This window comes from Planotetraspora mira (genome assembly GCF_016863275.1).
Taxonomy (GTDB): domain Bacteria; phylum Actinomycetota; class Actinomycetes; order Streptosporangiales; family Streptosporangiaceae; genus Planotetraspora; species Planotetraspora mira.
Genome location: NZ_BOOO01000042.1, coordinates 109,615 through 131,693, shown reverse-complemented (window position 1 = coordinate 131,693; position 22,079 = coordinate 109,615). Strand labels below are relative to the sequence as shown.

23 protein-coding genes are annotated in these 22,079 nt (G+C 67.3%); 10 read left to right on the top strand and 13 right to left on the bottom strand.

Translation table 11 applies throughout. From position 1 onward, the window contains the following. From Pmi06nite_RS35935 to hemE, 3 genes are all read right to left on the bottom strand, one after another. Positions 1-1,122, bottom strand: a complete 1,122-nt coding sequence (locus Pmi06nite_RS35935; RefSeq protein WP_203957663.1) for a MerR family transcriptional regulator — start codon at positions 1,120-1,122, stop codon at positions 1-3. Between the two features lie 305 nt (positions 1,123-1,427). After that, positions 1,428-2,321, bottom strand: a complete 894-nt coding sequence (locus Pmi06nite_RS35930; RefSeq protein WP_203957662.1) for a LysR family transcriptional regulator — start codon at positions 2,319-2,321, stop codon at positions 1,428-1,430. Between the two features lie 301 nt (positions 2,322-2,622). Then, entirely contained in the window at positions 2,623-3,732 is a 1,110-nt protein-coding gene (gene hemE, locus Pmi06nite_RS35925; RefSeq protein WP_203957661.1) for a uroporphyrinogen decarboxylase, read from the bottom strand. 284 nt (positions 3,733-4,016) lie between these two features. Here hemE and Pmi06nite_RS35920 point away from each other — a divergent pair, with 284 nt between their 5' ends. Beyond that, positions 4,017-4,478 (top strand): hypothetical protein, encoded by a 462-nt coding sequence (locus tag Pmi06nite_RS35920; RefSeq protein WP_203957660.1) that lies wholly within the window; start codon positions 4,017-4,019, stop codon positions 4,476-4,478. An 87-nt stretch (positions 4,479-4,565) separates the two neighbouring features. Here Pmi06nite_RS35920 and Pmi06nite_RS35915 read toward each other — a convergent pair whose 3' ends face one another. The 3 genes from Pmi06nite_RS35915 to Pmi06nite_RS35905 all read right to left on the bottom strand — a co-directional run bounded on the left by Pmi06nite_RS35915 (position 4,566) and on the right by Pmi06nite_RS35905 (position 8,008). Next, positions 4,566-6,071, bottom strand: coding sequence for an MFS transporter (locus tag Pmi06nite_RS35915; RefSeq protein ID WP_239114432.1), 1,506 nt, complete (start codon positions 6,069-6,071; stop codon positions 4,566-4,568). A gap of 505 nt (positions 6,072-6,576) precedes the next feature. Then, a complete protein-coding gene (locus Pmi06nite_RS35910) occupies positions 6,577-7,365 on the bottom strand; it encodes an SDR family NAD(P)-dependent oxidoreductase (protein ID WP_203957659.1) in 789 nt (262 codons plus the stop codon). 67 nt (positions 7,366-7,432) lie between these two features. Next, the gene (locus Pmi06nite_RS35905; protein WP_203957658.1) at positions 7,433-8,008 is read right to left on the bottom strand and encodes a TetR/AcrR family transcriptional regulator; all 576 of its coding nucleotides are present in this window, start codon (positions 8,006-8,008) and stop codon (positions 7,433-7,435) included. A gap of 152 nt (positions 8,009-8,160) precedes the next feature. Here Pmi06nite_RS35905 and Pmi06nite_RS35900 point away from each other — a divergent pair, with 152 nt between their 5' ends. Further along, a complete protein-coding gene (locus Pmi06nite_RS35900) occupies positions 8,161-8,820 on the top strand; it encodes an HAD family hydrolase (protein ID WP_203957657.1) in 660 nt (219 codons plus the stop codon). Positions 8,821-9,138: 318 nt separating this feature from the next. Here the strand turns inward: Pmi06nite_RS35900 and Pmi06nite_RS35895 are convergent, their stop codons facing one another. Beyond that, positions 9,139-10,056 carry an oxidoreductase gene (locus Pmi06nite_RS35895; RefSeq protein ID WP_203957656.1) on the bottom strand — a complete coding sequence of 306 codons (918 nt, stop codon included), beginning with the start codon at positions 10,054-10,056 and terminating at the stop codon, positions 9,139-9,141. After that, on the bottom strand, positions 10,057-10,551 hold the full coding sequence (locus Pmi06nite_RS35890; RefSeq protein WP_203957655.1) for a hypothetical protein: 495 nt from the start codon (positions 10,549-10,551) through the stop codon (positions 10,057-10,059). It lies immediately after the preceding gene. Positions 10,552-11,068: 517 nt separating this feature from the next. On the opposite strand from Pmi06nite_RS35890, the gene Pmi06nite_RS35885 reads away from it, so the two are divergent. From Pmi06nite_RS35885 to Pmi06nite_RS35875, 3 genes are all read left to right on the top strand, one after another. Further along, positions 11,069-11,560, top strand: coding sequence for a DUF2975 domain-containing protein (locus tag Pmi06nite_RS35885; RefSeq protein WP_203957654.1), 492 nt, complete (start codon positions 11,069-11,071; stop codon positions 11,558-11,560). Continuing rightward, positions 11,560-11,781 carry a helix-turn-helix domain-containing protein gene (locus Pmi06nite_RS35880; protein ID WP_203957653.1) on the top strand — a complete coding sequence of 74 codons (222 nt, stop codon included), beginning with the start codon at positions 11,560-11,562 and terminating at the stop codon, positions 11,779-11,781. The genes Pmi06nite_RS35885 and Pmi06nite_RS35880 overlap by 1 nt, the downstream gene beginning before the upstream one ends. Before the next feature lie 191 nt (positions 11,782-11,972). After that, complete coding sequence (locus Pmi06nite_RS35875; protein ID WP_203957652.1) at positions 11,973-12,371, top strand: ACT domain-containing protein; 399 nt, start codon at positions 11,973-11,975, stop codon at positions 12,369-12,371. An 89-nt stretch (positions 12,372-12,460) separates the two neighbouring features. On the opposite strand, the gene Pmi06nite_RS35870 is transcribed toward Pmi06nite_RS35875, so the two are convergent. Further along, entirely contained in the window at positions 12,461-13,153 is a 693-nt protein-coding gene (locus Pmi06nite_RS35870) for a TetR/AcrR family transcriptional regulator (protein WP_203957651.1), read from the bottom strand. A 53-nt stretch (positions 13,154-13,206) separates the two neighbouring features. Between Pmi06nite_RS35870 and Pmi06nite_RS35865 the strand changes: the two genes are divergently transcribed. The 3 genes from Pmi06nite_RS35865 (at position 13,207) to Pmi06nite_RS35855 (ending at position 16,291) form a co-directional block, all read left to right on the top strand. Continuing rightward, on the top strand, positions 13,207-14,391 hold the full coding sequence (locus Pmi06nite_RS35865; protein WP_203957650.1) for an FAD-dependent oxidoreductase: 1,185 nt from the start codon (positions 13,207-13,209) through the stop codon (positions 14,389-14,391). 233 nt (positions 14,392-14,624) lie between these two features. Continuing rightward, positions 14,625-15,389 carry a phytanoyl-CoA dioxygenase family protein gene (locus tag Pmi06nite_RS35860; protein ID WP_203957649.1) on the top strand — a complete coding sequence of 255 codons (765 nt, stop codon included), beginning with the start codon at positions 14,625-14,627 and terminating at the stop codon, positions 15,387-15,389. Then, positions 15,386-16,291 carry an AraC family transcriptional regulator gene (locus Pmi06nite_RS35855; RefSeq protein WP_203957648.1) on the top strand — a complete coding sequence of 302 codons (906 nt, stop codon included), beginning with the start codon at positions 15,386-15,388 and terminating at the stop codon, positions 16,289-16,291. The genes Pmi06nite_RS35860 and Pmi06nite_RS35855 overlap by 4 nt, the downstream gene beginning before the upstream one ends. Positions 16,292-16,337: 46 nt before the next feature. On the opposite strand, the gene Pmi06nite_RS35850 is transcribed toward Pmi06nite_RS35855, so the two are convergent. Beyond that, positions 16,338-17,123: an alpha/beta fold hydrolase gene (locus Pmi06nite_RS35850; protein ID WP_203957647.1), complete on the bottom strand. Its 786-nt coding sequence runs from the start codon at positions 17,121-17,123 to the stop codon at positions 16,338-16,340. Between the two features lie 198 nt (positions 17,124-17,321). Next, complete coding sequence (locus tag Pmi06nite_RS35845; protein ID WP_203957646.1) at positions 17,322-17,732, bottom strand: hypothetical protein; 411 nt, start codon at positions 17,730-17,732, stop codon at positions 17,322-17,324. 448 nt (positions 17,733-18,180) lie between these two features. Between Pmi06nite_RS35845 and Pmi06nite_RS35840 the strand changes: the two genes are divergently transcribed. Beyond that, positions 18,181-19,467 carry an MFS transporter gene (locus tag Pmi06nite_RS35840; RefSeq protein WP_203957645.1) on the top strand — a complete coding sequence of 429 codons (1,287 nt, stop codon included), beginning with the start codon at positions 18,181-18,183 and terminating at the stop codon, positions 19,465-19,467. Here the strand turns inward: Pmi06nite_RS35840 and Pmi06nite_RS35835 are convergent. Continuing rightward, positions 19,462-20,463 carry a hypothetical protein gene (locus Pmi06nite_RS35835; RefSeq protein WP_203957644.1) on the bottom strand — a complete coding sequence of 334 codons (1,002 nt, stop codon included), beginning with the start codon at positions 20,461-20,463 and terminating at the stop codon, positions 19,462-19,464. The genes Pmi06nite_RS35840 and Pmi06nite_RS35835 overlap by 6 nt on opposite strands. Before the next feature lie 107 nt (positions 20,464-20,570). Between Pmi06nite_RS35835 and Pmi06nite_RS35830 the strand changes: the two genes are divergently transcribed. Further along, positions 20,571-21,074: a nucleotidyltransferase domain-containing protein gene (locus Pmi06nite_RS35830; RefSeq protein WP_203957643.1), complete on the top strand. Its 504-nt coding sequence runs from the start codon at positions 20,571-20,573 to the stop codon at positions 21,072-21,074. 84 nt (positions 21,075-21,158) lie between these two features. Here Pmi06nite_RS35830 and Pmi06nite_RS35825 read toward each other — a convergent pair whose 3' ends face one another. Further along, positions 21,159-21,809 (bottom strand): LysE family translocator, encoded by a 651-nt coding sequence (locus Pmi06nite_RS35825; protein ID WP_203957642.1) that lies wholly within the window; start codon positions 21,807-21,809, stop codon positions 21,159-21,161. Positions 21,810-22,079 lie beyond the last annotated feature (270 nt).

Genomic DNA, 22,079 nt, shown 5'->3' with positions numbered 1-22,079 from the left:
TCACCGTCCGGTGCCGCCGTCACGGCCGACACCGGTAGCCGGTGTTTCCAGCCTCACCACATCGGCGACCACGCAGGCGATGTTGTCTGGGGCACCTGCGGCATACGCCAGCGCGACCAGCCCGTCGAGCACCTGCTGGGGGCCGCCCGGCCCATTCAGCACCTCGCGCAGCGATCCGGCCGGTACGACGGCGGACAGCCCGTCTGAGCACAACAGGTACCGGTCACCGGCCACGGCCTCGTGTAACGAAAGGTCCGGCCGGGCCCCGCCTGTACCGGTCAGCGCCCTCACCAGCAACGAGCGTTGCGGATGCGAGGCCGCCTCCTCGGCAGTCAGCCGGCCCTCGTCGACCAGCGATTGAACGTAGGTGTGATCCTGGGTGATCTGGAACAGCTCCCCGTCGCGCACCAGGTACGCCCGAGTGTCACCGATATGCACCAGCGCCAGCTGGGACCCCGACCACAGCAGCGCGGTCAACGTGGTGACCGCTCCACCTGACGGTGTCGAGGCAGCGATGTTCTGGATCGCCCGGTCGGCATCACCGACCGCATCGGCTAGCGCACCGAGCAGATCCTCGGCCGGCACGGTCAAGGTTTCCAGCGGCTTGAGCGCGTCGACGGCTGCGGTGCTCGCGCGGTCGCCGCCAGGACCGAGGACCCCGTCAGCCACCGCCAACAACCGGGCGCCGGCATACGCGGTGTCCTCGTTGCTCGTACGGACCAGTCCCAACTCCGACCGAGCGGCGTAACGGATCCCCAGCATGGTCGCGGCGTCTTCCACGGCACTGCCTCTTCCCGAGAGATAGTCGACGAGGAAGGTGGCCAACCGCCCGCGGGCGGCGGTCTCGGCCAGCACCTGCTCCCAGTAGTTGGCGACCTCCTCGGCCGCCGCCGGCGCGGGCAGGGCACACACCCGCCGGATACGGGCGAGCGGCATACCCACCCTCCGCAACCAGGCGATCAACCGGGCCTGCTCCAGCTGCGCCGGGTCGTAGAACCGGTATCCCGACTCGCCGTCCACCGCGGCCGGCCGCAGCAACCCGAGTTCGTCATAGAGCCGCAGCGCCTTGGGCGACAGCCGGGCGGCCCGGGCGAACACCCCGATCGTCAGCAGCTCCCGCACCACTCCTCCTCGTCCCGGCCACCGTGGCCGGTGCCGATGATGCTGCGGCTTCCCCCAAGGGGAAGGTCAACACAGCCCGCAGTCCCGGCCAGACGATGCCACCTCTTCACGGATTTCGGCCCTCGACGCCAACAAGATCCCACGGCACCGAGTGGCCCATGCGGTTCATCAGCTCTCGCAGAGTCGCACCGGATTGCGAGGCGAAGGTGTCCCCCGTGTGCCGCAGACATGAAAATGGAAGCCCGTGAGCTTGGCTGCGCTTCCTCAACATGCGTGATCACCGCGACGTGCCCAGGGGGCGCGGCTCAGACGACGAGGGTGCCGATGTCGGCGGCGACTTGGGCGAGGGCTCGGATGCGCTCGTTCTCGGCCTCGGTACGCCACACCAGGGCAAATGGCAGGGCGTCGATGTCCCGGACGGGCAGGTAGGCGATGTCGGGCCGGTTCCAATAGCGCGTCATGTGGGCGGGGAAGAGGTTGACGAGCTCCCCGGCACTTGCCAGGGCGAGGATCTCCTCGGAGTTGCTCGCCACCGGGCCGCGTTCGATAGGGCGGCCCTTGCTGGTGTGGGACGGGAGGAAGCTGTCGGCCCAGTAGTCCGGCACGCCCATCCGCGGGCCGTCGCTGTGCTGGAAGTCGGCGAGCATCTCCAGTGAGACGGAGGTGCGCCGGGTGAGTTCGTGGTCGGCGGCCACGGCCACCACCCGCGGGTCGGCGAACAGGACCGGACCCACCGTCAAGTCGGGTTCTTCGACCGGCATCCAGCAGATCAGGATGTCAAGATCGCCGCGACGCAACCCGGCGAACGGGTCGATGTAGGGGGCGTGCTGGATCTGCAGCTTCCACTGCGGGTGGCGGGTGCGGAAGGTGTCCCAGTAGGGACGCAGGTCTTGAGCGTTGAGGGGGATCATGCCGACGCGCAGCACGGCGGTGACGCCCTGGGCGGCCAGCTTGGCGCGGCGCATGCCGTCCTGCAGCCCGGAGTAGACGGGCCAGAGGTCGTCGCAGAGCTGCCGGCCGAGCGGTGTCAGCCGGACCGTGCGGCTGGTGCGGTCGAACAGCGGGGCGCCGATCTGGCGTTCCTGTTTCTTGATGGCCTGGGTGATGCGTGCGGGGCTCACGCGCAGCCGTTCGGCGGTCCGCCCGAAATGCAGCTCTTCGGCAAGGGTCAGGAAGATCTCGATGTCGCGAAGTTCCACGACTCTCTCTCGCGTTAACTCGGAGGGTAAATACGGCCCTGCGTAGGTTGCAGTTGTTTCGGGGTGATCGTCGCGTTGATCCTAGTCGCAGCCGAGTTGGGCCACTTCTGTAGTGACGACACCTTCGATGGGCAAACATGGTGACGGCGTCGTTAACGACATCTTGTGCCCCTTGATGCGCGCATGCTCGTCTCCACTAAGGGCGCCGACCCTGCTCCGAAATCAGGTCATGCTCTTGATCGTGTGCAGCCGCGACGAGGTCATCTGTGATCGACGGGCCATTGGCCAGGGCGACGAGGAGTCAAGCTGCGGACCAGGACCGTACCTGCTGGGCGAGAGCAGCCACATGCTCGGGGGGTGTGGTCTTGACGATTCCGTGTCCGAGATTGAACACGAACGGGCCACCACTAAGCGCGTTCAGGATGCGGTCTGTTTCCGCGCGGAGTGCAGGCCCGCCCGCGACCAGGAGTTGGGGGTCGAGGTTGCCCTGCACGCACCGGCCGAGCTCGTGCTGCACCTTCTGCGCGGCCCACTCCACAGGTACTGTCGAGTCGAGCCCGACGCAGTCCACGCCGGTCGCCTCGGCGAAGCCGTTGTAGGCAAGCCCCGCGCCGCGCGGAAAGGCGATGATGGGAACACTCGGATGCTTCGCCTTCAGCGCCGCGACGATGGCGGCAACCGGCGTGACGCACCAACGCCGGAATAGCGGGTCGGGGAGTATTCCGGCCCAGCTCTCGAAGAGTTGGATCGCTTCGGCACCCGCCTGAATCTGACGGTCCAAGAACTCGATGGTGGCCGCCGTGAGCAGGTCGATCAGGGGTTGGAACCCCTCCGGATCGCTCAGCGCCCACTGCTTGACGATGGAGTGCTCTGAGCCGCCGCCGCCGCGCCCTTCGACCATGTAAGTCGCGACCGTCCACGGCGCACCGGCATAGCCGATCAACGTGACCTCGTCAGGCAATGCGCGAGTGAGTTGTCTGACGGTCTCATAGATCGGAGCCAGCTCTTCGTGCAAGCGGGACGCGCTCAAGAACTCGGTGATGTCCGAAGTCGAACGGATCGGGGGCGTGAGGACGGGGCCGTCACCGACCCGGTACTCCAAGGTCTGCCCCAACGCCGCCGCGATCTGGGGAAGATCCGCGAACAGGATCGCGGCATCGAGCGTAAAGCGGCGGAGCGGTTGCAAGGTGACCTCGACCGCATGCTCGGGCGAATTGCACAGCCCCACCATCCCGCCCGCAGCCTCGCGGACGTCGTGGTACTCCGGCAGATAGCGTCCGGCCTGCCGCATGAGCCAGATCGGTGGTCGCTCGGTGCGCTCGCCCGCAAGCGCACGCAACAGCAGCTTCTTCGGCCGCGCCTCACCCACCACGTGATCGACGTCCGGCTCTTCCCGCATATCGACGCCCACGCTCTTCCGTCCTGCTCAGATACGCGAGCCCCAACCAGCCCGATCAGCACACGCACCCCTACAAGTGAAGGCGCGCCACCAGCCTACCTACGCCCACCACCTAGAGCGGTCAGAGCACGGTCGACAGACCGGTGATCGACAACACAGCGACTTGACGCACACCGCCACCGTCACGACCACGCCGGCCCCAGCCGTTGGGCCAGTTCAGAGCGACAAACTGGGCCACAACAGCTTGACGAAATCAGCCAGGACAGAGTTGGGACCTTGCCTCCATAATTCGACCGGTGAAACTCGAAATCGATCCAGAACGCGACATCCAGACAGGAACCTGCGACTGCTGCGGAACCCCCTTCGAGCGCGTGACAGGATTCATCAACAACGAAGGTGGCGCCTACGCCATCTACTACGCCTCCTGCTACCACCACGACGGCATCCACGAAGCCTGGATTGATGTCATCCTCGATGACGCCTGGGATCCCGACGACCCCGTAAGCAAGGCGGGCCCTAACCGCGTCACCATCGGATGCCGAGTCGGCCCTGTCGCAAACGACCCCAACCCCGCCTGCACCCTCGTCCCCGCGGCCTACGTCGCCCCCGACGATCCCTTCTACGGCCACAAGCTGGACCGTGACGAAGCATTCCAGCACCCTTGGCTGTCGGCCTACTGGCACACCATCGACCACATCTTGGAGCACGACACCACCGTCCAACAGCACATCTACGGGGCACCGGCAGGCACTTCCTAACGAAGCCGAGATGCCTCCGGCGGGGGTGCTCAGGCTCCGGGGTGATCGTCAAGGGCCTGTACGGCGCCAGAAGCTCGTTCCTTGCGCCTACTCGCCGTCCGCATCAGCCTCGGGCGAAGGCGTCGTGCTGTCCGCGACGCTACGGGCACGGATGATGCCCCATCCCCCCAGCGCCGCAGCCAAGACCGTGAGCGCGAGCCCAGCCCAGGTGACCGCCTCGCGGAACTCCGTGGTCTGGTAAGTGCTCCAGCTCGACGTGGCGATATCGCCAGTGAAGAGCGCTGCGAGGATGGTCCCGCTGACAGCGATGCCGATCCCGGTGGTGACTTCACTGGCGGTGTCCACCAGCGCCGCTCCGATGGTGGTGCGGTTGGTCGGGAGGCCACGCATCACGTTGGTCCCGGCGACGACACCTACGACGCGCATACCGGCGGCGACGAGCACGAGCGCGATAGCGGCCCACACGTACCCGAAGCGGCCCAGCAGCCCGTAGACCGCGAGCCCGCACACGACAGCTCCGGCGCTGAGCCAGGCGGCCTTGTCCAGACCGACGCGCGTGACCAGCGGACCGATGAGAGCACCGCCAGCGATGAGCACCACGACCTGCGGCAACATTCCGATAGCCGCTTGAGCGGGCGTCCAGCCCCAATCGAGCTGGAGCTGCAGGGTCACGAGGTAGCCGAGGCCGGCGGTCGCAAGGCCGGCGGCGGCCTTGAACGCCAGGCCGCTCGACACGAGTGGGCGAGCGACGAGTTTGAGGTCGAGCAGCGGATAGCAGGCAGAACGCTCGCGGACGACGAACAGCACTGCCATCACGATGGCCGCCGTCGTGGTCAGCCACGGGAGAGGCGATGTGGTCCCCGCGTCGACGAACAACGTCGGTGCGACCAGCGCGAGCACGATCGTGGCCGTGCCGAGCAGGGCACCCGCGCCATCGATCGGGTCGCGGTGCAGCTCGTCCACCCCGTCAGCGGGGATGCCGCGTCGAATGCCGATGAACGCGAGTACGGCGATCGGCACGTTCACCAGCAGCAGCACCTGCCACGGAGCGAACGCGAGCACGAAGCCACCTACCGTGGGCCCGATCGCGAGTCCGACCAGGCCCACGGTCGAGATCAGCGTCGTCGCACGGACGCGGAGCCCGTCTTCGTCGAACAGGCGGAACGCCAAGGCGAGGGAGCCCGGCGTCGTCATCGCGGCCGCGACGCCCATCGCCGCTCGGATCGCGATGAGCTGCTCCGCCGTGGTGACGAACGCAGTCGCCAGACTTGCCACGCCCAGCAGCACCAGCCCGACCAGCATGACCTTGCGGCGGCCAACCCGGTCGGCCAGCGCGCCGAGGGCCAGCATCAGCCCGCCGAACACGACGGCATACACGCCCGTGACCCACTGCAGCACAGTCGTCGACGCCGAAAGCTCGCGACCGATGGTCGGCAATGCGACGTTGAGGATCGAGTTGTCGAGCATCTCGAACAGAAACACCGCTGACAGCCCTGCGAGGGCTACCCCCGCTTCGCGGAGGGATCGCGGCGAACGAGAGGCTTCGGTGGGAGCGGCGGCATTCTCGACAGCCCCATTACGACGGACATTCACTGCGCACTCCTTCGATGTGAAGAAGTGGCGGCTTGTTCGATACCGCGTATGCGCGCGTGGCCCCTACTCCATCAACGGGCGTCGATGGCCAGCAGTGAACACACGTTTCTACTTCCAGTGCCCTGACACTACACACCTCGCGCCGCTCCGCCGCCACAGAGCCTCGCTCAACGCCCGAATCCGACCTGGCCGATGCCACCGCGGCCAGCATCAAGGGCTACGCCGGTCTCGTACTCGATGACGGTCATCCGACGGCTCCTGCCAGACATTCGTAGAAACCGTCGTCTGGCATCAGGCCTCAACGCAATACCGGAACAGGTAGCGATACGGCGCGCAGGCTAGGGTTGCGATCCTCACCGACCCCGGAGGGCCGGTGCTGCTAGAGCTCGCGAGCACTGGTCCCCCAGGTGACGGCGTTTCAATGCGTGGTCCGCAGCCTGACTTGCGCAGTGAGATGACTGTCCTATCTGCAGAAGCCCGCGTCATGGGTGCGGGTAGGTGTCGGTTAGAGGGTCTTGACCTGGCCGCCGTCGAGGGTGAACTCGGCGCCGGTGGTATTGGCCGAGCGGGCAGAGGCGAGGAACAGCACCAGGTCGGCGACCTCGCCTGCCTCGGTGATCCGGCCGGTGCTGATCGCCATGCTCTGCGGCACAACCTTGTCGAGCGCTTGCTGGGCGGTGACTCCGGCGCCGGCGGCGACGGCGTCCGCGAAGCCGCCCGGGTCAGTCCAGAACGGGGTCCGCACGGGGCCTGGCGAGACAGCGTTGACCCGCACGCCGCGCGGCGCGAACTCCTCCGACAGGGTCTTGGTCAGGTTGGCCACCGCCGCCTTCGCCGCGGAGTAGTCGACCACCATCGGGAACGGCAGCCGGGCATTGATACTGGTGATGTTGACGATCACCCCGCCGGTGTCCAGCAGAGCGGGCAGGGCCGCCCTGCTAGTGCGCACGGCACTGAAGAACGTCACGTCGAAGATCCGCGCCCACTCGGCGTCGTCGACGTCGAGGAAACCCGACCGGGCACTGCCGGCGCCAACGTTGTTGACCAGCACATCCAGGCGCCCGTACGTCGACAGCGCGGCGTCGATGAGCCGCTGCGGGGTGCCCGCGTCGGTGATGTCGGCCAGCACCACACTGGCGCCACGCGCAGCCAAGGCGTCGAGTTCAGGGGTGCTCGTGCGGCTGCTCGCCACCACATGCGCACCCTCGTCGAGCAACGCCGCCACGGTGGCCAGGCCGATGCCCTTGCTCGCGCCGGTGACGACCGCGACCTTGCCCTGCAATTCGAGATCCACTACAACTCCCAGTTGTTGACTGATCAGTTCCTAATTCGGGTAGCAAAAAACACTCAGGTGGCAAAAGTCAGTCGAGCGCGCCCACGGCGACCTTGACGGCGTTTTCGAGGAACACTCGATCCGCCCGGGCCTTGCCCATCACCCGCAGACCCTGCAGGAACGTGGTCAGGAACTGGGCCAGCTCCTGCGGCTTCTTGTCCGCTGCGATGTCCCCACGGACTCGGGCCCGCTCCAACGCCCCAGCCAGGGCCGATTCAATCTGGCCCATTGTGCGGGAGGCCTGCTGCACCGTCTCCGGGTGCGCCGAGCGCTCCGTGGCCGCATTGACCAGCAGGCACCCCCGCTCCGGATCGGCCAGGTCGGCCTCCACCAACTCCAGGAGCACCGCCCGGATCGCTGGACGCACCTGCTCCGCCCGGTCCAACATCTCGATCAGCCCCTCCGCGTGGCGCTGGCAGTAACGGCGAAGCGCCATCGCATAGAGCTGCTCCTTGGATCCGAACGCCTTGTACAGGCTGCCCCGGGCGATCCCGAGACCCTCCACGAGATCCTCCGTCGAGGTCGCCTCGAACCCCTGACGCCAGAACAACTCCATCGCGCGGTCCACCGCCGTGTCGATGTCGAACGTCCTTGGCCTACCCATGCGACGACCATACGGGTAAGGAACTGATCAGTCAACAACTGTGAGAGCCGTCACCCGTCGCGAAGTACAGCGACAACCGACAACAGAGCCGACGGCTTGCTCCGTGTGCGGTGCTGGATCCGAGCAGTCACCGGTAGCTAGAGTGAGCAGCCGTGCAGCGACTCGCACTCTTCGACCTGGACAACACGCTCGTGGACCGAGCTGCGGGCTTTCGCTTCTGGGCGCTGGAGTTCTGTGAAGCCCACGGACTTGATCCGAGCGAGGTCCAGTGGATGATCGAGGCCGATGGAGACGGTCTCGTGCCAAAAGAGGCGTTCTTCGCCCAGGTGCGGGATCGGTTCCTGCTGGACGATGCGGTGGCGGCATTGTGGGCGCAGTACCGTGAGCGCCATCCCGTCTTGATCCCCGTATGTCCTGGCGTCCTGTCCGGGCTCACCCAGCTACGACAGACCGGCTGGAAGGTGGGTCTGGTCACCAACGGCTTCGCTGACATGCAGTCCAGCACCATCACCAACAGCGGCGTCTCCCAGAACGTTGACGGCTGGGCGATCTCCGAAGCGGAAGGCGTCCGTAAGCCAGAGCGGCGACTGTTCGAGATCGCAACCGAGCGATGCGGCACCACTTTGACGGCCGGCGGGTGGATGATCGGTGACAGCGTGTCGGCGGATATCGGCGGCGGACAAGCCGCGGGCCTGCGAACCATATGGATCGACCGCGGTCGCCTGTGGCCCGATGCGCTCAGCAAGCCTGACCACATGGTTCCCGATGCTGCGGAGGCGATCACGGTTCTTCTCATGCAGCACGCTTACTAACGCCAACTGTCCAACCTCAGGTGGAGCAAAAAAGGATCAGCCTCCGGCGGAGGCGCTCCGACTCTGGGATGATCGCCCGCTCGTCACCATCTGGGCCCGTAGACGGCTGAGGTAGGAGCCTGTGGGGCTGCTTCTCACTCGCGTGCCAGATTCGCACCAGATCAGTTGATCTTCGTTCCGGTGAGGGGCGGATCGTCGACCCAGGCAAGCCCGGCAGACCGCCTCCGCCGCAAGCCCGGCTGCGACCGTTGGCGTCCAATCACCGTGGAAGGTGCCCCGCGAAGGGACCCGTCAAGCCGGGCTTGCCTCGCCGCCAAATCAGGCGAGCTTATTCACAACGACGAGGTCTTCGTCCGAAAGGACCAGATCGGTCGCTGCCATGTTCTCCTCCAGATGGGCGAGTGAGGAGGTGCCAGGGATGGCCAGAGTCACCGGAGAATGGCCGAGCAGCCAGGCGAGCGCCACCTGAATTCGGGTAGCGCCATACCGGTGGGCGATCTCGTCGAGCGCGGCGAACTGCTCGGTGGAGGGAGCCATGCCAGGCGGGGCCTGCGATAGGTCCAGGCCGGGACGGAGCATTCCAGCGGCGAGCGGGAAGTAGGCGGTGAACGCGATGCCGTCCTCCTCGCACGCGGACAACATGTCGGCGCCGGAGCGGTCGAACAGGTGCAAGCGGTTCTGCACCGCGACCACGGGCGCGATCGCGCGTGCCTCGGCTAGCTGGCCTACCGTTACGCCGCTTAGCCCGAGGTGCCGAATGAGGCCGCGCCGCCGCAGCTCGGCCAAGGCGCCGAAGGACTCCGCGAAGGGCACCTCACCAGGGAACAGCAGCCCATCTCCGCCCATCCGCAGGTAGACCAGATCCAGCCGGTCGCGACCCAGCCGCAGCAGGTTTTCCTCGACCTGGTCACGCAGCCGCTCCGGCTCCGTCGCCGCCTCGAAGCCGTGCCATTCATCGCGGACCACGCCCACCTTGGTAGCGATGACCAGGTTGTCGGGGTAGGGGTGCAGAGCCTCTTTGATCAGGTCGTTGGCCACGTGCGGGCCGTAGAAGTCGCTGGTGTCAATGTGGGTGACGCCCAGCTCCACCGCCCGGCGCAAGACGGCCAGCGCGCTGGCGTGGTCGCGCGGGGGCCCCCACACGCCGGGGCCGGGCAGTTGCATCGCCCCGTAGCCGAGCCGCCCCACGGTCAAGTCGTCCGCCAGGTGCAGAACCTTGTCAGCGGGACCGGTCATTCATCGTCTCCTCGTGTCGGCCACGGACTGGTCGCCGCGGCTGCGGGAGAGGCGGGCCTGGATCGAGGACGTGGTGATCGCGCCGTCTGGATCGCGGTCGAGCTTGCGCCGCCGCACCAGGTCGTGCACGCCCTGGCGGGTGATGCCGAGCATCGCCGCGGCGACTGAGACCGGCACCGTGGTCGCGGCCGGGTGCCCCGCGCGCCGGGCGACGGCCCCGCCCAGTGGCGTGCCCCACCAGGCGGCCGGCGGGTCGAACGGACCATCGCTCGGATACAGCACGCTTACCAGGCGGATCGCCAGGAAAGCAGCTGACCGGTCGTCCTCGCCGAGCAGCACGTCCGCCCAGATTCGACTCTTGACCTCCAGCAGTTCGCGCAGCCGTTGGCCTGCGCCGGACAGCTCGTCCGGGTCGAACAGGATGTCCAGCGCATCCAGCACCCTGCTGCCGATGATCCGGCGGAGGTCCTCCGCCAGGGCGCGGCGCTCGTCCATGCCTGCCCCCTCTCTACTTGACGTTAAGCATCAAGTACTTGTCGATAATCGTCAAGTACCGAACCGGAGGAGGATTCGCACCAGGCCACGGAACGCCATACACCGTTGGAGACGTTCTTGGGCGAGCTCCTGACCGCCGGGTTCGAGCTGGAGCAACTGATCGAACCCCGCCCCGCGGACGCAGCCGGTCTGAGTGATGCTGAACGAGCGTCGATAGATAGCAACCAAGTGCGGTCACACGGTGCGGGCCCGGGGTGACGGTTCGATTCCCGCCACCCGCTCCAACAACGAAAGCCCAGGTCAACCGATGAATTCGGGACCTGGGCTTTGATCTTTCTCGGCTCAGGCGACGTCGACTTCGACAAGATCAAGACGGTTCGCGTGAACGCCATGCCGCAGGAGGGGGCGGCGGCGCCCCTCCACGGCGCGGAATCGCCACCACACTCCGTCCCAAACCTTTGCTTCATCTATCGAAGTTCGATAGATTTCCATCGCAACCCGATAGAAAGGATGGGCTATGGGAAAGCTGGCAGTGCTCGCGCTGCGCGCCGTGCTCGTGGTTGTGCTCACCGGCACCGTGTTCGTACAGGCAGGGATGGTGTGGGCGTTGGCCAGTGGGAGCGACCCGGAGGACGGGTCGCTCCCGCTGACCCCGCTGCGCGTGATCACGATCTTGGGCATGGTGTCGGTCCAGGTCGCCCTGGTCTGCGTATTGCGGCTGGTGACGATGGTGCGACGCGGAACCGTGTTCTCCCACGCCGCCTTCCGGTACGTGGACGTCGTGATCGGCGCGATCGTGGCGGCTGCCCTCGTGTGGTTCGCGGTCACGGCCATCAATGCGCCGGGCCAGCGGGACGACCCGGGCGTCACCGTCATCATGGGCGGGGTCGGCGTGGCCATCCTCGGGGTCGCGCTCATCGTGCTCGTGCTGCGGATGCTGCTCGCCCAGGCCGTCGCGCGCGACGTCGAAGCGGCGCAGATGCAGGCCGAGTTGGATGAGGTGATCTGATGCCGATCGCCGTCGACATCGACGTGATGCTGGCCAGGCGGAAGATGTCCGTGGGCGAGCTCGCGGACCGCGTGGGGATCACACCCGCCAACCTGGCGGTACTCAAGAACGGCCGCGCCAAAGCGGTGCGTTTCGCGACGCTCGCCGCGCTCTGCGAGGTGCTCAAGTGCCAGCCGGGCGACCTGCTGCGCTGGGAGGACGAGGACGCCGCGGGCGAATGACGTGCCCCAGGGTGGGCGTGAAAGCGCCTGGCACCACCGGCCCGTGAAACCGAACCCCATCGCGCCCGGCCGGGATGGCCAAGACCGGTGGCTTGGTTGCCGTAACCGGCTGCGACGTAACCGAACCCGGGCTGCCGTTCTAGGGCGTATACCGAAAGTGCAGGTCACATGCGGCGCGTAGGCTCTTGATCGTGGCTGGTGAGAGTGATCTGCGCAAACTGCTGACCGATATGCGCCCGCAGCTGAATCCGGGCCGTTACGTGTTCACTACCGTCGAGGGTGACGTCCCGCCCGGGGTCACCCCCGTCGTCATGGTCAGCGAAGATGAGGGCACCACGCTGATCGTGCCGCAGCAGGAGGCTGACGCGGCGGGGCTGGCGTATGAGTACGTGACGGGCTGGATCACGCTGCGGGTTCACTCGGCGCTTGAGGCGGTCGGTCTGACTGCTGCCGTGGCGCGGGAACTCGCCGATATCGGGCTGAGCTGCAATGTGGTCGCCGGTTTCTATCACGACCATCTGTTTGTGCCGTACGGACGTGTCGCCGAGGCGGTTGCCGTGCTGGAGGACCTCGCGCGACGATCCGCCTGAGGTGGCGGCTGGAATGCCGGTCACAACCACTCGTTGATGGCCGCGACGAGTACGGCCGCCTCGTAGCGGACCGTGAGCTTGTCGGAGCGTCACGCCGGCGGCCGGGCGAGTTTGGCGGCCACTGCGTCGAGGACCCAGTCCAGGCCGGTCGCGAAGGACGCCTCGGCGTCCACCTCCGTGCCGTCGTGCACCGCCTTGGCCAGCGCCGGGAAGCGGCCCGTGGCCAGCATCTTCCTCAGATGCGGGCCGGAGGCGCGCTGCCAGTCACGCTTGGACAGGCCCGTGGCGCGCTCGGCCCGCAGGTTCGCGATCTCGCGCCTGATCGCGCCAGTGGAGTAGGCGCTGACAGTCTCCACAGCGCGCAGGACGGTGTCGAGATCGGCGAGGCCGTCGAGGGCGGCCAGCGCGGCCTCAGTCACGGCGAGGGCGTTCGGGCCCAGGGTCGGACGGCCGCCGAGCAGGTCGGCCAGCCATTCGTGGCGGAGGGTGGCCTGCCTGGTGCGGTGGGCGCGGATGCGCAGCACCTCCCGCCAGTCGCCGAACTGCTCCTCGGGGAGGATCTCGGCGTGGACCTCGTCCACCATGAGGTCGAACAACTCTTCCTTGGTGGCGATGTATCCGTACAGCCGCATCGGGCCGGCGTCGAGCCGGGCGGCGACCTTGCGCAACGACACCGCCTCCAACCCGCCTTCGTCGGCCAGCGCGATGGCGGCGGCGACGATTCGCTCCCGGTCGAGCGGCACGGGGCGAGTCGGCGGCTCCGGCCGGTCCCACACAGTCATGGTTACATCGTACTGTTGCGATACGCCGTAATAATTAAATACAGTGTATCGGCATGAGACATCGTATCGCTGTAGTCGGGGGTGGCCCCGCCGGCCTCACCTTCGCCTGCGTCCTGCACCGCCACGGTCACCCCGTCACCATCCTCGAGCGCGATCCCGCCCCCGACGCCCGTCCCCCGGGCGGCACGCTCGACCTGCACGAAGGCATGGGCCAGCTCGCGCTGGGCAAAGCGGGGCTGCTGGAGGAGTTCCAGACGCTGTCCCGTCCTGAGGGGCAGGCCATGCGCATCCTGGACACGGACGGGACCGTCCTCCGCGACTGGCAACCCCGTCCGGGTGACCGGGCCAATCCCGAGATCGACCGAGGGCAACTCCGTGACCTGCTACTCGGCCCCCTCGACGTTCAGTGGGGGCGGGGCGTGACGGAGGTGGTGCCGGGAACCCGGGACGGCGTGCTGGTCCGTTTCGCGGACGGGCGGCAGGAGACGTTCGACCTCGTGATCGGCGCGGACGGCGCCTGGTCCCGGGTCCGCCCGGCAATCTCGTCCGCGACGCCGCACTACACCGGCGTCACCTCGGTCGAGACCTCCCTGGACGACGTCGACGCCCGCCACCCCGACCTCGCCCGCCTGATCGGCGACGGTTCCGTTGCCGTGTACGGCGTGAACCGCGCCGTCGTCGCCCAGCGCAACAGCGGCGGCCACGTCAAGGTGTACGCCCAGTTCCGAGCGCCGCTGGACTGGCACACGAACCTGGACCGGCATTTGGGCCTGAACCGGCGCGCAGGCCTGGACGCAGACGTAGACATGGACGCGGGCCTGGACCTGGCCGACGTGGAGGCCGTGCGATCAAGCCTGCTGACTCTGTTCGACGGCTGGGCCGCTCCCGTCCTCGACCTCCTCCGCCACGGCGCCGCTTTCGTCCACCGCCCCCTCTACGTCCTGCCCGTGTCCCACACCTGGGCCCACGTCCCCGGGGTGACGCTACTGGGCGACGCCGCCCACCTGATGCCCCCACTGGGGGTGGGCGCGAACCTCGCGATGCTGGAAGGAGCCGAACTCGCCGAGTCCGTCGCCGCCGCCCCTGGCGATCCGGACGAGGCCGTCCGCGCCTTCGAGGAACAGATGTGGGCACGGGCCGGCAGGTGGGCGAAGATCACAGCGGCCGGTCTGGAACGCCTCGTGAGCCCGGACCCCACCGAAGCCCTCGCCCTCTTCGACGATGTTCAGTCATCCTGACCGCCAAGCGCGAGAGCACCAGAACCAGCAGGTCGCGCGATCTCAGTCCAGGGCGAGACGGCGACGGCGTCAACCTTGTCGTGGGTGATGGCCGGGCAGGTCAGAGCAGTGCCGATCGCTTGTCCGTCTTACGAACATCGCTGTCCGCTGTGAGCATGTCGCGACGAGCACCGGCTTCCTAGTGTCGATGTCGACCACGAAAGTGTCGATATCGATCACGACAGGAAGACGCGATGACCGTGACCACGATCGATCTGCAAACCCTCGCCGGCCACTACGCCGAGCACGGGTACGTTCTGGTGAAGGGCCTGCTGACCAGGGATGAGGCGGCGGCGTACCGCCGGGTGGCCCATGACCTGCTCGGGCGGCAGGACCAAGGCGAGGACCCGACCTGGGGTTCGGCCGCTGCGCTCACGGCCGGTGCGCCGACGCGGCTGCAGCACCTGCATGACGCGCAGTTCTACGCGGCGGCGTTCTCCCGGTTGCTGGTGGATGAGCGGTTCACCTCCGTCGCCGCGGCCGTGCTGGGGGTGCCGAACGTACAGCTGCACCACACCAAACTGTTCGTGAAGCCGCCGGAGAACGGCTCGCCGTTCCCGCTGCACCAGGACCACCCGTTCTTCCCCCACACCCATCATCGGGTCGGCGCCGCGATATTCCACCTGGACGACGCGCCGGAGCTCAAGGGCTGCGTCCGCGTCGTGCCGGGCAGCCACCTCCAGGGTCCGCGGGAGCACGACCCCGAGGATGGCCATCACCTCACCGACGTACCCTTCGAGGCCGCGACGCCGCTGCCTGCGGAGGCGGGGGACGTGCTGTTCTTCTCCTACCTGACCGTTCACGGCTCGGGTGTGAACGTCAGCGACGAGGCCAGGACCACCTGGCTGGTGCAGTTCCGCGACCCGGCCGACCCGCCGGCGATCCAGGCGCACGACTGGTCACTGGGGCAGGGCATGATGCTGTCCGGAGTGGACCCGACAGGCAGGAGACAGGCTTGAGCTTGGCGGACGTGGCCGGTGCCGGTCGGCTGCCCGACCTGACCGGCCTGCTGGACACCTGCCAGGTCGGAGGGTTCAGGGCTGACTTCGTCAGCTGGGGGTTCTACACCAAGCCCGCCTGGCGCAACTACTGGCACCGGCACTCCTTCTACGAGGTTTGCCTGGCCTACACCGGCGCAGGACGGTTCAGTGTCGGTGGGGAACACCATGACGTCGGCACCGGTGAGGTGTTCCTGGCCAGGCCGGGTGATGTGCACGAGATCGAGTCGAGCCGGGAGGACCCGCTCGGCATCGCCTTCTGGGGCTTCACCCTGCGGGGCGGCCGGGAGGCTCCGGGACCGGACGAGCGTGGCTGGTGGTCCGGCCTCACCGACCCCGCCGGTCCCGTGGTGTCGCGCCGTACCGGCTCGCTGGCCGAGGTCGTCACCGCACTCGCGGGGTATGCCGACCCGGTGCGGTCCGGGTACGACGCCGGCCTGGCCGGTCTCGGCGCCGCGCTGGTGGTGGACACCGCCAGGGCGTTCGCGAACGAGGACGACCTGCAGGTCGAGCCGCCTCCCAGGGACCGGCCATCCCAGGTGGTGGCGGCGATGCGACGGCACCTCGCCGACAACCTGTGCCGGCCGGTCAGGGTCAGGGATGTGGCCGCCACCGTCCACCTGTCCGAACGGCACGCCGAGCGGATGTTTCGCGAGCAGACGGGCGCGTCCCTGATGGCGACCCTGCGCAGGATGCGGCTCGAGCTGGCCGCCGCCCTGCTGCTGGACACGGGTCCCACGGTGACGGAGGTGGCCAGGGCCTGCGGCTACCCCGACGTCCGCGCCTTCAGCACGGCTTTCCGCCGCCTGCACGGACACTCACCGCTTGAGCACCGCGCCCGCAGCGGAACCCTGCATCTGTAGCGATCTCCAACGCGGGCCGGCACCTACCAGTTGGTCGTGACTCCGGTCACAGCGTGGCGAGGAATGCGCCCACCGTCGCAGCGAACCCGGCAGGATCGGTCTCGTGCACGGTGTGTCCGGTCGCGAGTTCAGCGAACTCGGTGTTGGGACGGCGCGCTGCCATCGCCTTGGCGTGTTCCGCGGTGAGCGTGTCGCTTCGGGTGCCGTGGATGAGCAGGGCGGGGCAGTCGGTGGCGAGCCAGTCGTCCCAATGGTTGCCGTTGACCTGGCCGACGGAGGTGACCATGTCCTGTGGGCGGAAGGCCAGGCCCCAGCCGTCGGGGTATTCGCGGATGGCGTCGGTCAGGTAGCGGACCGAATCACCGAGTTGTTCGACCAGGGCCGTGCGGGTGGGTGCCCGGTGCGGCCATGTCAGGCAGAAGGACAGGTCATCGTCGATTTCGGTGCCGATGTCCTCGATGATGAGTGCGCTGACCAAGTCGGGGTGGCGTGCGGCGAGCTGATAGGCGTTGACGCCGCCGAGCGAGTGTCCGAGCACCACCACATCGCTCAAGCCGAGGTGGGCGATGAGCGCGGCGGCATCGTTGACGTAGCCTGCGCGGGAGAAGTCCGATCCCCTGTCTGAGAAGCCGTGCCCACGCTGGTCGAGGGCCACGACTCGCCAATCGGGAGCCAATGCGCGCGCCAGGTTGGTGAAGGTGCGGCCCTCGTTGAAGTGGCCGTGCAAGGCGAGCAGAGACCGCCCCGGTCCCCCGAAGTCGAGGTAGGACAGGCGGCGCCCGCCCACTGTCATGGCAGCGCGCGCCGGTTCGGGCTGGGATATCGACATCATGAGGGTCAGCCTTCCACCGCCCGCACCTTGATCTGCCACGCGATGGCCAGGCTCACCAGTCAGTAGGTGATCCGTACCGACTCACGATGAAGGTGGAACCGCAACTCTCGCAGCTTGCCCCGGAGTCGTTCTCCCACGGATCCAGCGCGGCCGCCCAGGCGGCCGGCAGCTCACCCCGATCCCCCATCCGCCGCTTGTTCACCGCGCCGATCTGACCCGGAAAAGACGGACGATCATGTTCCACACCGCCAGCGTCACGCAGCCGGACGCGACGTAGAGCAGGCACACGAACGGTATGAAAAATCCGCCTAACAGCCCTGGCAGGCCGGGTTCGGGCAGCTCATAGGCGTGCCGGTCGTCCCACTGCCCGGAGGGGGTGCAGATCACCTCAGTGGCCTGCGCCCCTTTCGGAGGGTAATGCAGCATCCTGACCACCATGCGGTGCTGAGCGCAGACTTGTTCGGCGGCCCGCTGGTCGCCGGCTTCGACTCCTGTCATCAGCGGCCCCACCACCGCGATCAGCGGGAGCAGTACTACGACCACATTCCGTATGAAGAGGAAGCCGACTTTCTGCCGCGACTGGTGCACAGGGCCGGATGCGTCGTTCATGAGGGTCGGCGAAGCATCATGAGAAAACCCTTCTCGATCATGGGCGCTTTCTGTCGATCGCCCCGCCCGCCTTTCCGTGGCCGGGCCCAACCACACATCCCTCAAGAAGATCAGCTTTATGTCACAATCGGCCCACTCAATCCGCGCAGGAGCTAGCAATTGGGGGCAACGCTACGCCCGGTGGTGGAGCCATCGCTGCCTCAATCCGACCGTGGACTACCCCACAAGAAGCTCTGGCCGGACATCAACACCATGATCAGCTCTCTGCGCGTGGCCTGAACACGATCTTGGTCTTGTCGGGTGTCCTGGGGCGCTGTTAGCGTTACAGGCATGTTCCTCGCCCGTGCCTAAGACGCCGAATCAGCCGCATCGATCGCGTGCGGCACTTCCGCGTCATAGCACTTCGCGGCGCCTCGGATGCGCGCTGCCTTTCTGAGGGACATTCCCCATGTCTTCGCCTTCGCGGCCCCCGTCGTACAGAGCTGTCCTCTCCCATCCCCTGGCCAGGCGCGCCTTTGGTGCCGCGCTGCTGGGCCGTCTGTCCTACGGGACGGTCTTCCTCTCCCTGACGTTGGCGCTCACTGGAACCACCGGTTCCTACGCCCTTGCCGGCGGCGTCATCGCCCTGTTCGGGCTCACCAACTCCCTGCTCTCCCCGCTGCGGGCCGGGCTGATCGACCGCTACGGACCACGCAGGGCTCTACCTCCGATGACCGCCCTTTACGCACTGCTGCTGATCTGCCTGGCCGTCCTCACCTGGCGACCAGGGACCTCCGGGTGGCTGCTGACGGCTCTGGCGATCGCGGCGGGCGGGTGCGCACCCCCGCTGGGGCCCGTCATGCGCACGCTGTGGAGCGATCTCCTGCCCGACCGGCAGTTGCTGCAACGCGCCTACACCCTGGACACCGTCGCCGAGGAACTCCTCTTCATCACCGGGCCGTTGCTGGCCGGGCTGCTGGCCGCACTCGCCACTCCCGCGGCGGGGGTGATCCTGAGCGCCGCCCTGATAACGATCGGAACCTTCGCCCTCGTGTCGTCACCAGCGATACGCGCCGCCCAGTCGCTGCGGGCGGACACCGCCTCGGTCGTCGCTCCGTATGAAGGGCCTGGCGCGGACCCGGCGCCAACGTCACCTCGGCGACCGTGGATGCGCGTCTCAGGCGCGCTGCTTCTGCCCGTCGCGACGTCAGCCGCGGTAGGCCTGTGCCTGGGTGCGCTGAGCCTGCTCATGGTGGTCTTCGCCGAACGGCATCACCAGACCACCGCGGTGGCATGGGTCGAGGCCGCGCTGTCAGCCGGCAGCGCGGTCGCCGGTCTGACCTACGGTGCCGTCTCCTGGCGCGTTTCCGGCCGGGTGCGGCTGCCGGTGCTGGCCGCCGGCCTGGGCCTCGCGCTTGCCGCGGCCGGAGCCTCCCCGAATCTGTACGCCCTGGTCGCGATGACATGCGTCGTCGGCCTGTTCGTGGCCCCCGCCCTGACCACCGCCTACCTGCTCGCCGACGAGTTCGCCAAGCCGGAGAACCGGACCCAGGCGGGCGCGTGGGTCAATACCGCCTTCAACACCGGCGCCTCCATGGGTACGGCGGCCATCGGCCTTCTCGTGGACGGCCTGTCTCTGTCGCTTTGCTTCGTGCTGGCGGCGACCCCGGCCTTGCTGTCGGCCCTCATGGCAGTGGGGCGGCCGGGACGGCCCGCGACGCCTCTTCTGCGCCCGCCGGCAAATCGCCAATCATGAAGCCAGAATCTTCCGGGCCCGAGCGAGGGCTGCCGAGTTGACCTCCTGCACCGCGGTCACCTCAGGCTCGTAATGGATGAGCGCAGCAGTGTAATAGAGATCTTCAAGGCGTTTGCGTGCAGGCCCGTAGCCGATGCTCCTCTCGCATGACGAGTCGGCGACCGCCAGTTTGGCCTCGGCTGCGAAACCGCCGTCGGCGTTCTTGTAGAACTCTCCGGCCTTTGCCCGTGCTGCGATGGGTTCTGCCAGACCCGCATAACCCTGTTTGGCCATGCACGCTGACCACGAGGCGTTCAGGGAGCGCATGGCCGGATCGGCGTTCGCCCGCTTTCTGACCTCAATAGGAAGGTTCCCCGCGAAATTCTCCGACTTGAGCATCTGCTCCAGCGAACCGAAGACTTGCTTCTGCGCCTCCGCCAGGCACCCCTCTGAGGAGGTTTCCACGACGGCGCCGTTAGGCAATGTCACCTGGACCTTCGCTGCCGACGAGGGCCCGAAGTAGGCGTCCCCCCACCTCTGACGCTCGGCATCGGACTGGTCGCGGTAGGGATCCTCACCTCCGGCAACTTCGTTCAGATTGGTCTGAGTCCCGTATCCGTTACTACGTGCCTCCGCGACGCTCAACCCGTAACCCGGGTCGCCCATTGTCGGATTTACGTCCTTCTTCAGCGGTGGCTGCTTAACATATTTCAAGCCCTTGTCTCTCATGCAACGCCACGACAGCTCTTCAATCGCGGACAGCCTGGTGCCGATTCCGGCGAAGAGCCCGTCCATCTGGTCCCGCACATTCGGATAAGGGTTGACAGGGAGTCTCCAGACGGCCGAATGCCGTACCGATTCCGTCGATGTCCTGTCACCATCGGCGGCACATCCGCTTACCGCCATCGAAACGGTCACCGCATTGATTGCGAGAAGGCACCGGCCGACTTGGACGACACGTGGCGTGGTGCGATCGGCCCAGAGGGAGAGTCGCGCCCAGACGTCGAAATTCGGCATAGACAGAACCTAGCGAATCATGAATGGAGAGGCAGGAGCCACGACAAACGCCGCACCCGGCGCAAATGGCTCGCCCCAATTGAGCGACGGCAGGTAGGGTCTCCGTCGTGTTCAAGGCTACTGACGTCATCGAGATCGTCCGGCTGCTCCACGACGGTGGATGCGGGGTCTGGGTCGGCGGGGGCTGGGGCATCGACGCGCTCATCGGCGAGGTCACCCGCCCCCACCGGGACCTGGACCTGATGCACGATGCCGCCCAGGAACCCGCCCTGATCAAGCTCCTGGAGAACGCCGGGTTCGCCGAGAAACACGACATCGTCCCTGGACGGCCTGTCCGGTTCGTCATGCGCCATCCTGACGAGCGGGAACTCGACCTGCACCCGCTGACCTTCCAGCCCGACGGCTCCGCCGTACAGCCGGCCAACGACCAGGGGGACGTCTTCCCCTATCCCGCCAGCGCCTTCACCACCGGCACGATCCTCGGCGTGACCATCGCCTGCATGTCGGTCGAGCAGCAGGTCCACTTCCACCAGGGCTACGAACCGACCGATCGGGACCGGCACGACATGGCACAGTTGCGCAGGGTGTACGGCGTCGCCACCCACTTCTGATTCCTGTCGGTCCTGCCGCGTGTCTTCGCGCCATACCTGACGCGGTCTCTCGTCCCACCGCCCGCAGGTCGCAGGCAATAACGGTCAGTGGGTCGAGGTGGCCACGCGCAGGCCCAGGGCAATGAGGACGGCGCCGCTGACAGCTTCCAGGCGACGACGGATCACCGGCCGGCGGAACCAGGCCCCGGCACGGCCCACCACGGCCGCCAGGGTGAGATACAGAGCGGTCTCGATCGCCACCTGTGCCAGCGCGAGCAGAGCTGTGGTGGTGAACAGCGGCCGGTTCGACGGCACGAACTGCGGATAGAAAGCGATCATGAACACTGCGGCTTTCGGGTTCGCGAGCATCACCACGATGCCCTCGCCGAAGGCCGCCCACCAGCCCCGCGCGCTGCGCGACGGCGCCTCTTCAACGACCTCCGGTGTGACTTCGGCCCCGCGGCTGCGCCAGGCCGTACGCCAGGCCTTCACCCCGAGATACAGCAGAAACAGCCCACCGATCACGCGGAGGACGACGAAGGCCACCTCCGAGGCGGCGACCAGGGCGGCCAGGCCGCCTGCGGCGCACAGCGCCCAGACATACAGGCCCGCCTCCAGTCCCAGCACCGTGGGCACCGCTCCGGTGAAGCCACGCAGCGCGGCGCGACGGAAGATCAGTGCCATCGCCGGCCCCGGCGAGGCCGAGATCAGCACGACAGCGACCACGAAAGCGGGCAAGGACGCGACCAGATCCATACGGTGATCGTGCCAGCGCGCTTTCCGCGAGCTCAACTTGTTTCCGACGCGGAGGCCGGGCTCAGGACATGAGTCACTCGACCCGCATACGCCCGGGCCGGAGGATGATTCCCGACCCGGGCCCTTGATCTTTCTGCAGGCCGCTTCCGTGCTGGAGTGGCCCGCGCGGGTCATCGGTTTCTTGAGCGTCGCGCCCGTGGCCGACGCGAACGTGTTTCCCGTGTACCGAAGGTCGTGGATGTCGATCTTCGGGAGTCCCGTCTTTACCGA

Bases quoted from the DNA above. Each gene is read 5' to 3' on its own strand.
- Pmi06nite_RS35905 (WP_203957658.1), bottom strand. From the start codon at position 8,008: ATGGGTAGGCCAAGGACGTTCGACATCGACACGGCGGTGGACCGCGCG.
- Pmi06nite_RS35895 (WP_203957656.1), bottom strand. From the start codon at position 10,056: ATGACCGGTCCCGCTGACAAGGTTCTGCACCTGGCGGACGACTTGACC.
- Pmi06nite_RS35890 (WP_203957655.1), bottom strand. From the start codon at position 10,551: ATGGACGAGCGCCGCGCCCTGGCGGAGGACCTCCGCCGGATCATCGGC.
- Pmi06nite_RS35885 (WP_203957654.1), top strand. From the start codon at position 11,069: ATGGGAAAGCTGGCAGTGCTCGCGCTGCGCGCCGTGCTCGTGGTTGTG.
- Pmi06nite_RS35880 (WP_203957653.1), top strand. From the start codon at position 11,560: ATGCCGATCGCCGTCGACATCGACGTGATGCTGGCCAGGCGGAAGATG.
- Pmi06nite_RS35870 (WP_203957651.1), bottom strand. From the start codon at position 13,153: ATGACTGTGTGGGACCGGCCGGAGCCGCCGACTCGCCCCGTGCCGCTC.
- Pmi06nite_RS35865 (WP_203957650.1), top strand. From the start codon at position 13,207: ATGAGACATCGTATCGCTGTAGTCGGGGGTGGCCCCGCCGGCCTCACC.
- Pmi06nite_RS35860 (WP_203957649.1), top strand. From the start codon at position 14,625: ATGACCGTGACCACGATCGATCTGCAAACCCTCGCCGGCCACTACGCC.
- Pmi06nite_RS35850 (WP_203957647.1), bottom strand. From the start codon at position 17,123: ATGATGTCGATATCCCAGCCCGAACCGGCGCGCGCTGCCATGACAGTG.
- Pmi06nite_RS35845 (WP_203957646.1), bottom strand. From the start codon at position 17,732: ATGAACGACGCATCCGGCCCTGTGCACCAGTCGCGGCAGAAAGTCGGC.
- Pmi06nite_RS35840 (WP_203957645.1), top strand. From the start codon at position 18,181: ATGTCTTCGCCTTCGCGGCCCCCGTCGTACAGAGCTGTCCTCTCCCAT.
- Pmi06nite_RS35835 (WP_203957644.1), bottom strand. From the start codon at position 20,463: ATGCCGAATTTCGACGTCTGGGCGCGACTCTCCCTCTGGGCCGATCGC.
- Pmi06nite_RS35825 (WP_203957642.1), bottom strand. From the start codon at position 21,809: ATGGATCTGGTCGCGTCCTTGCCCGCTTTCGTGGTCGCTGTCGTGCTG.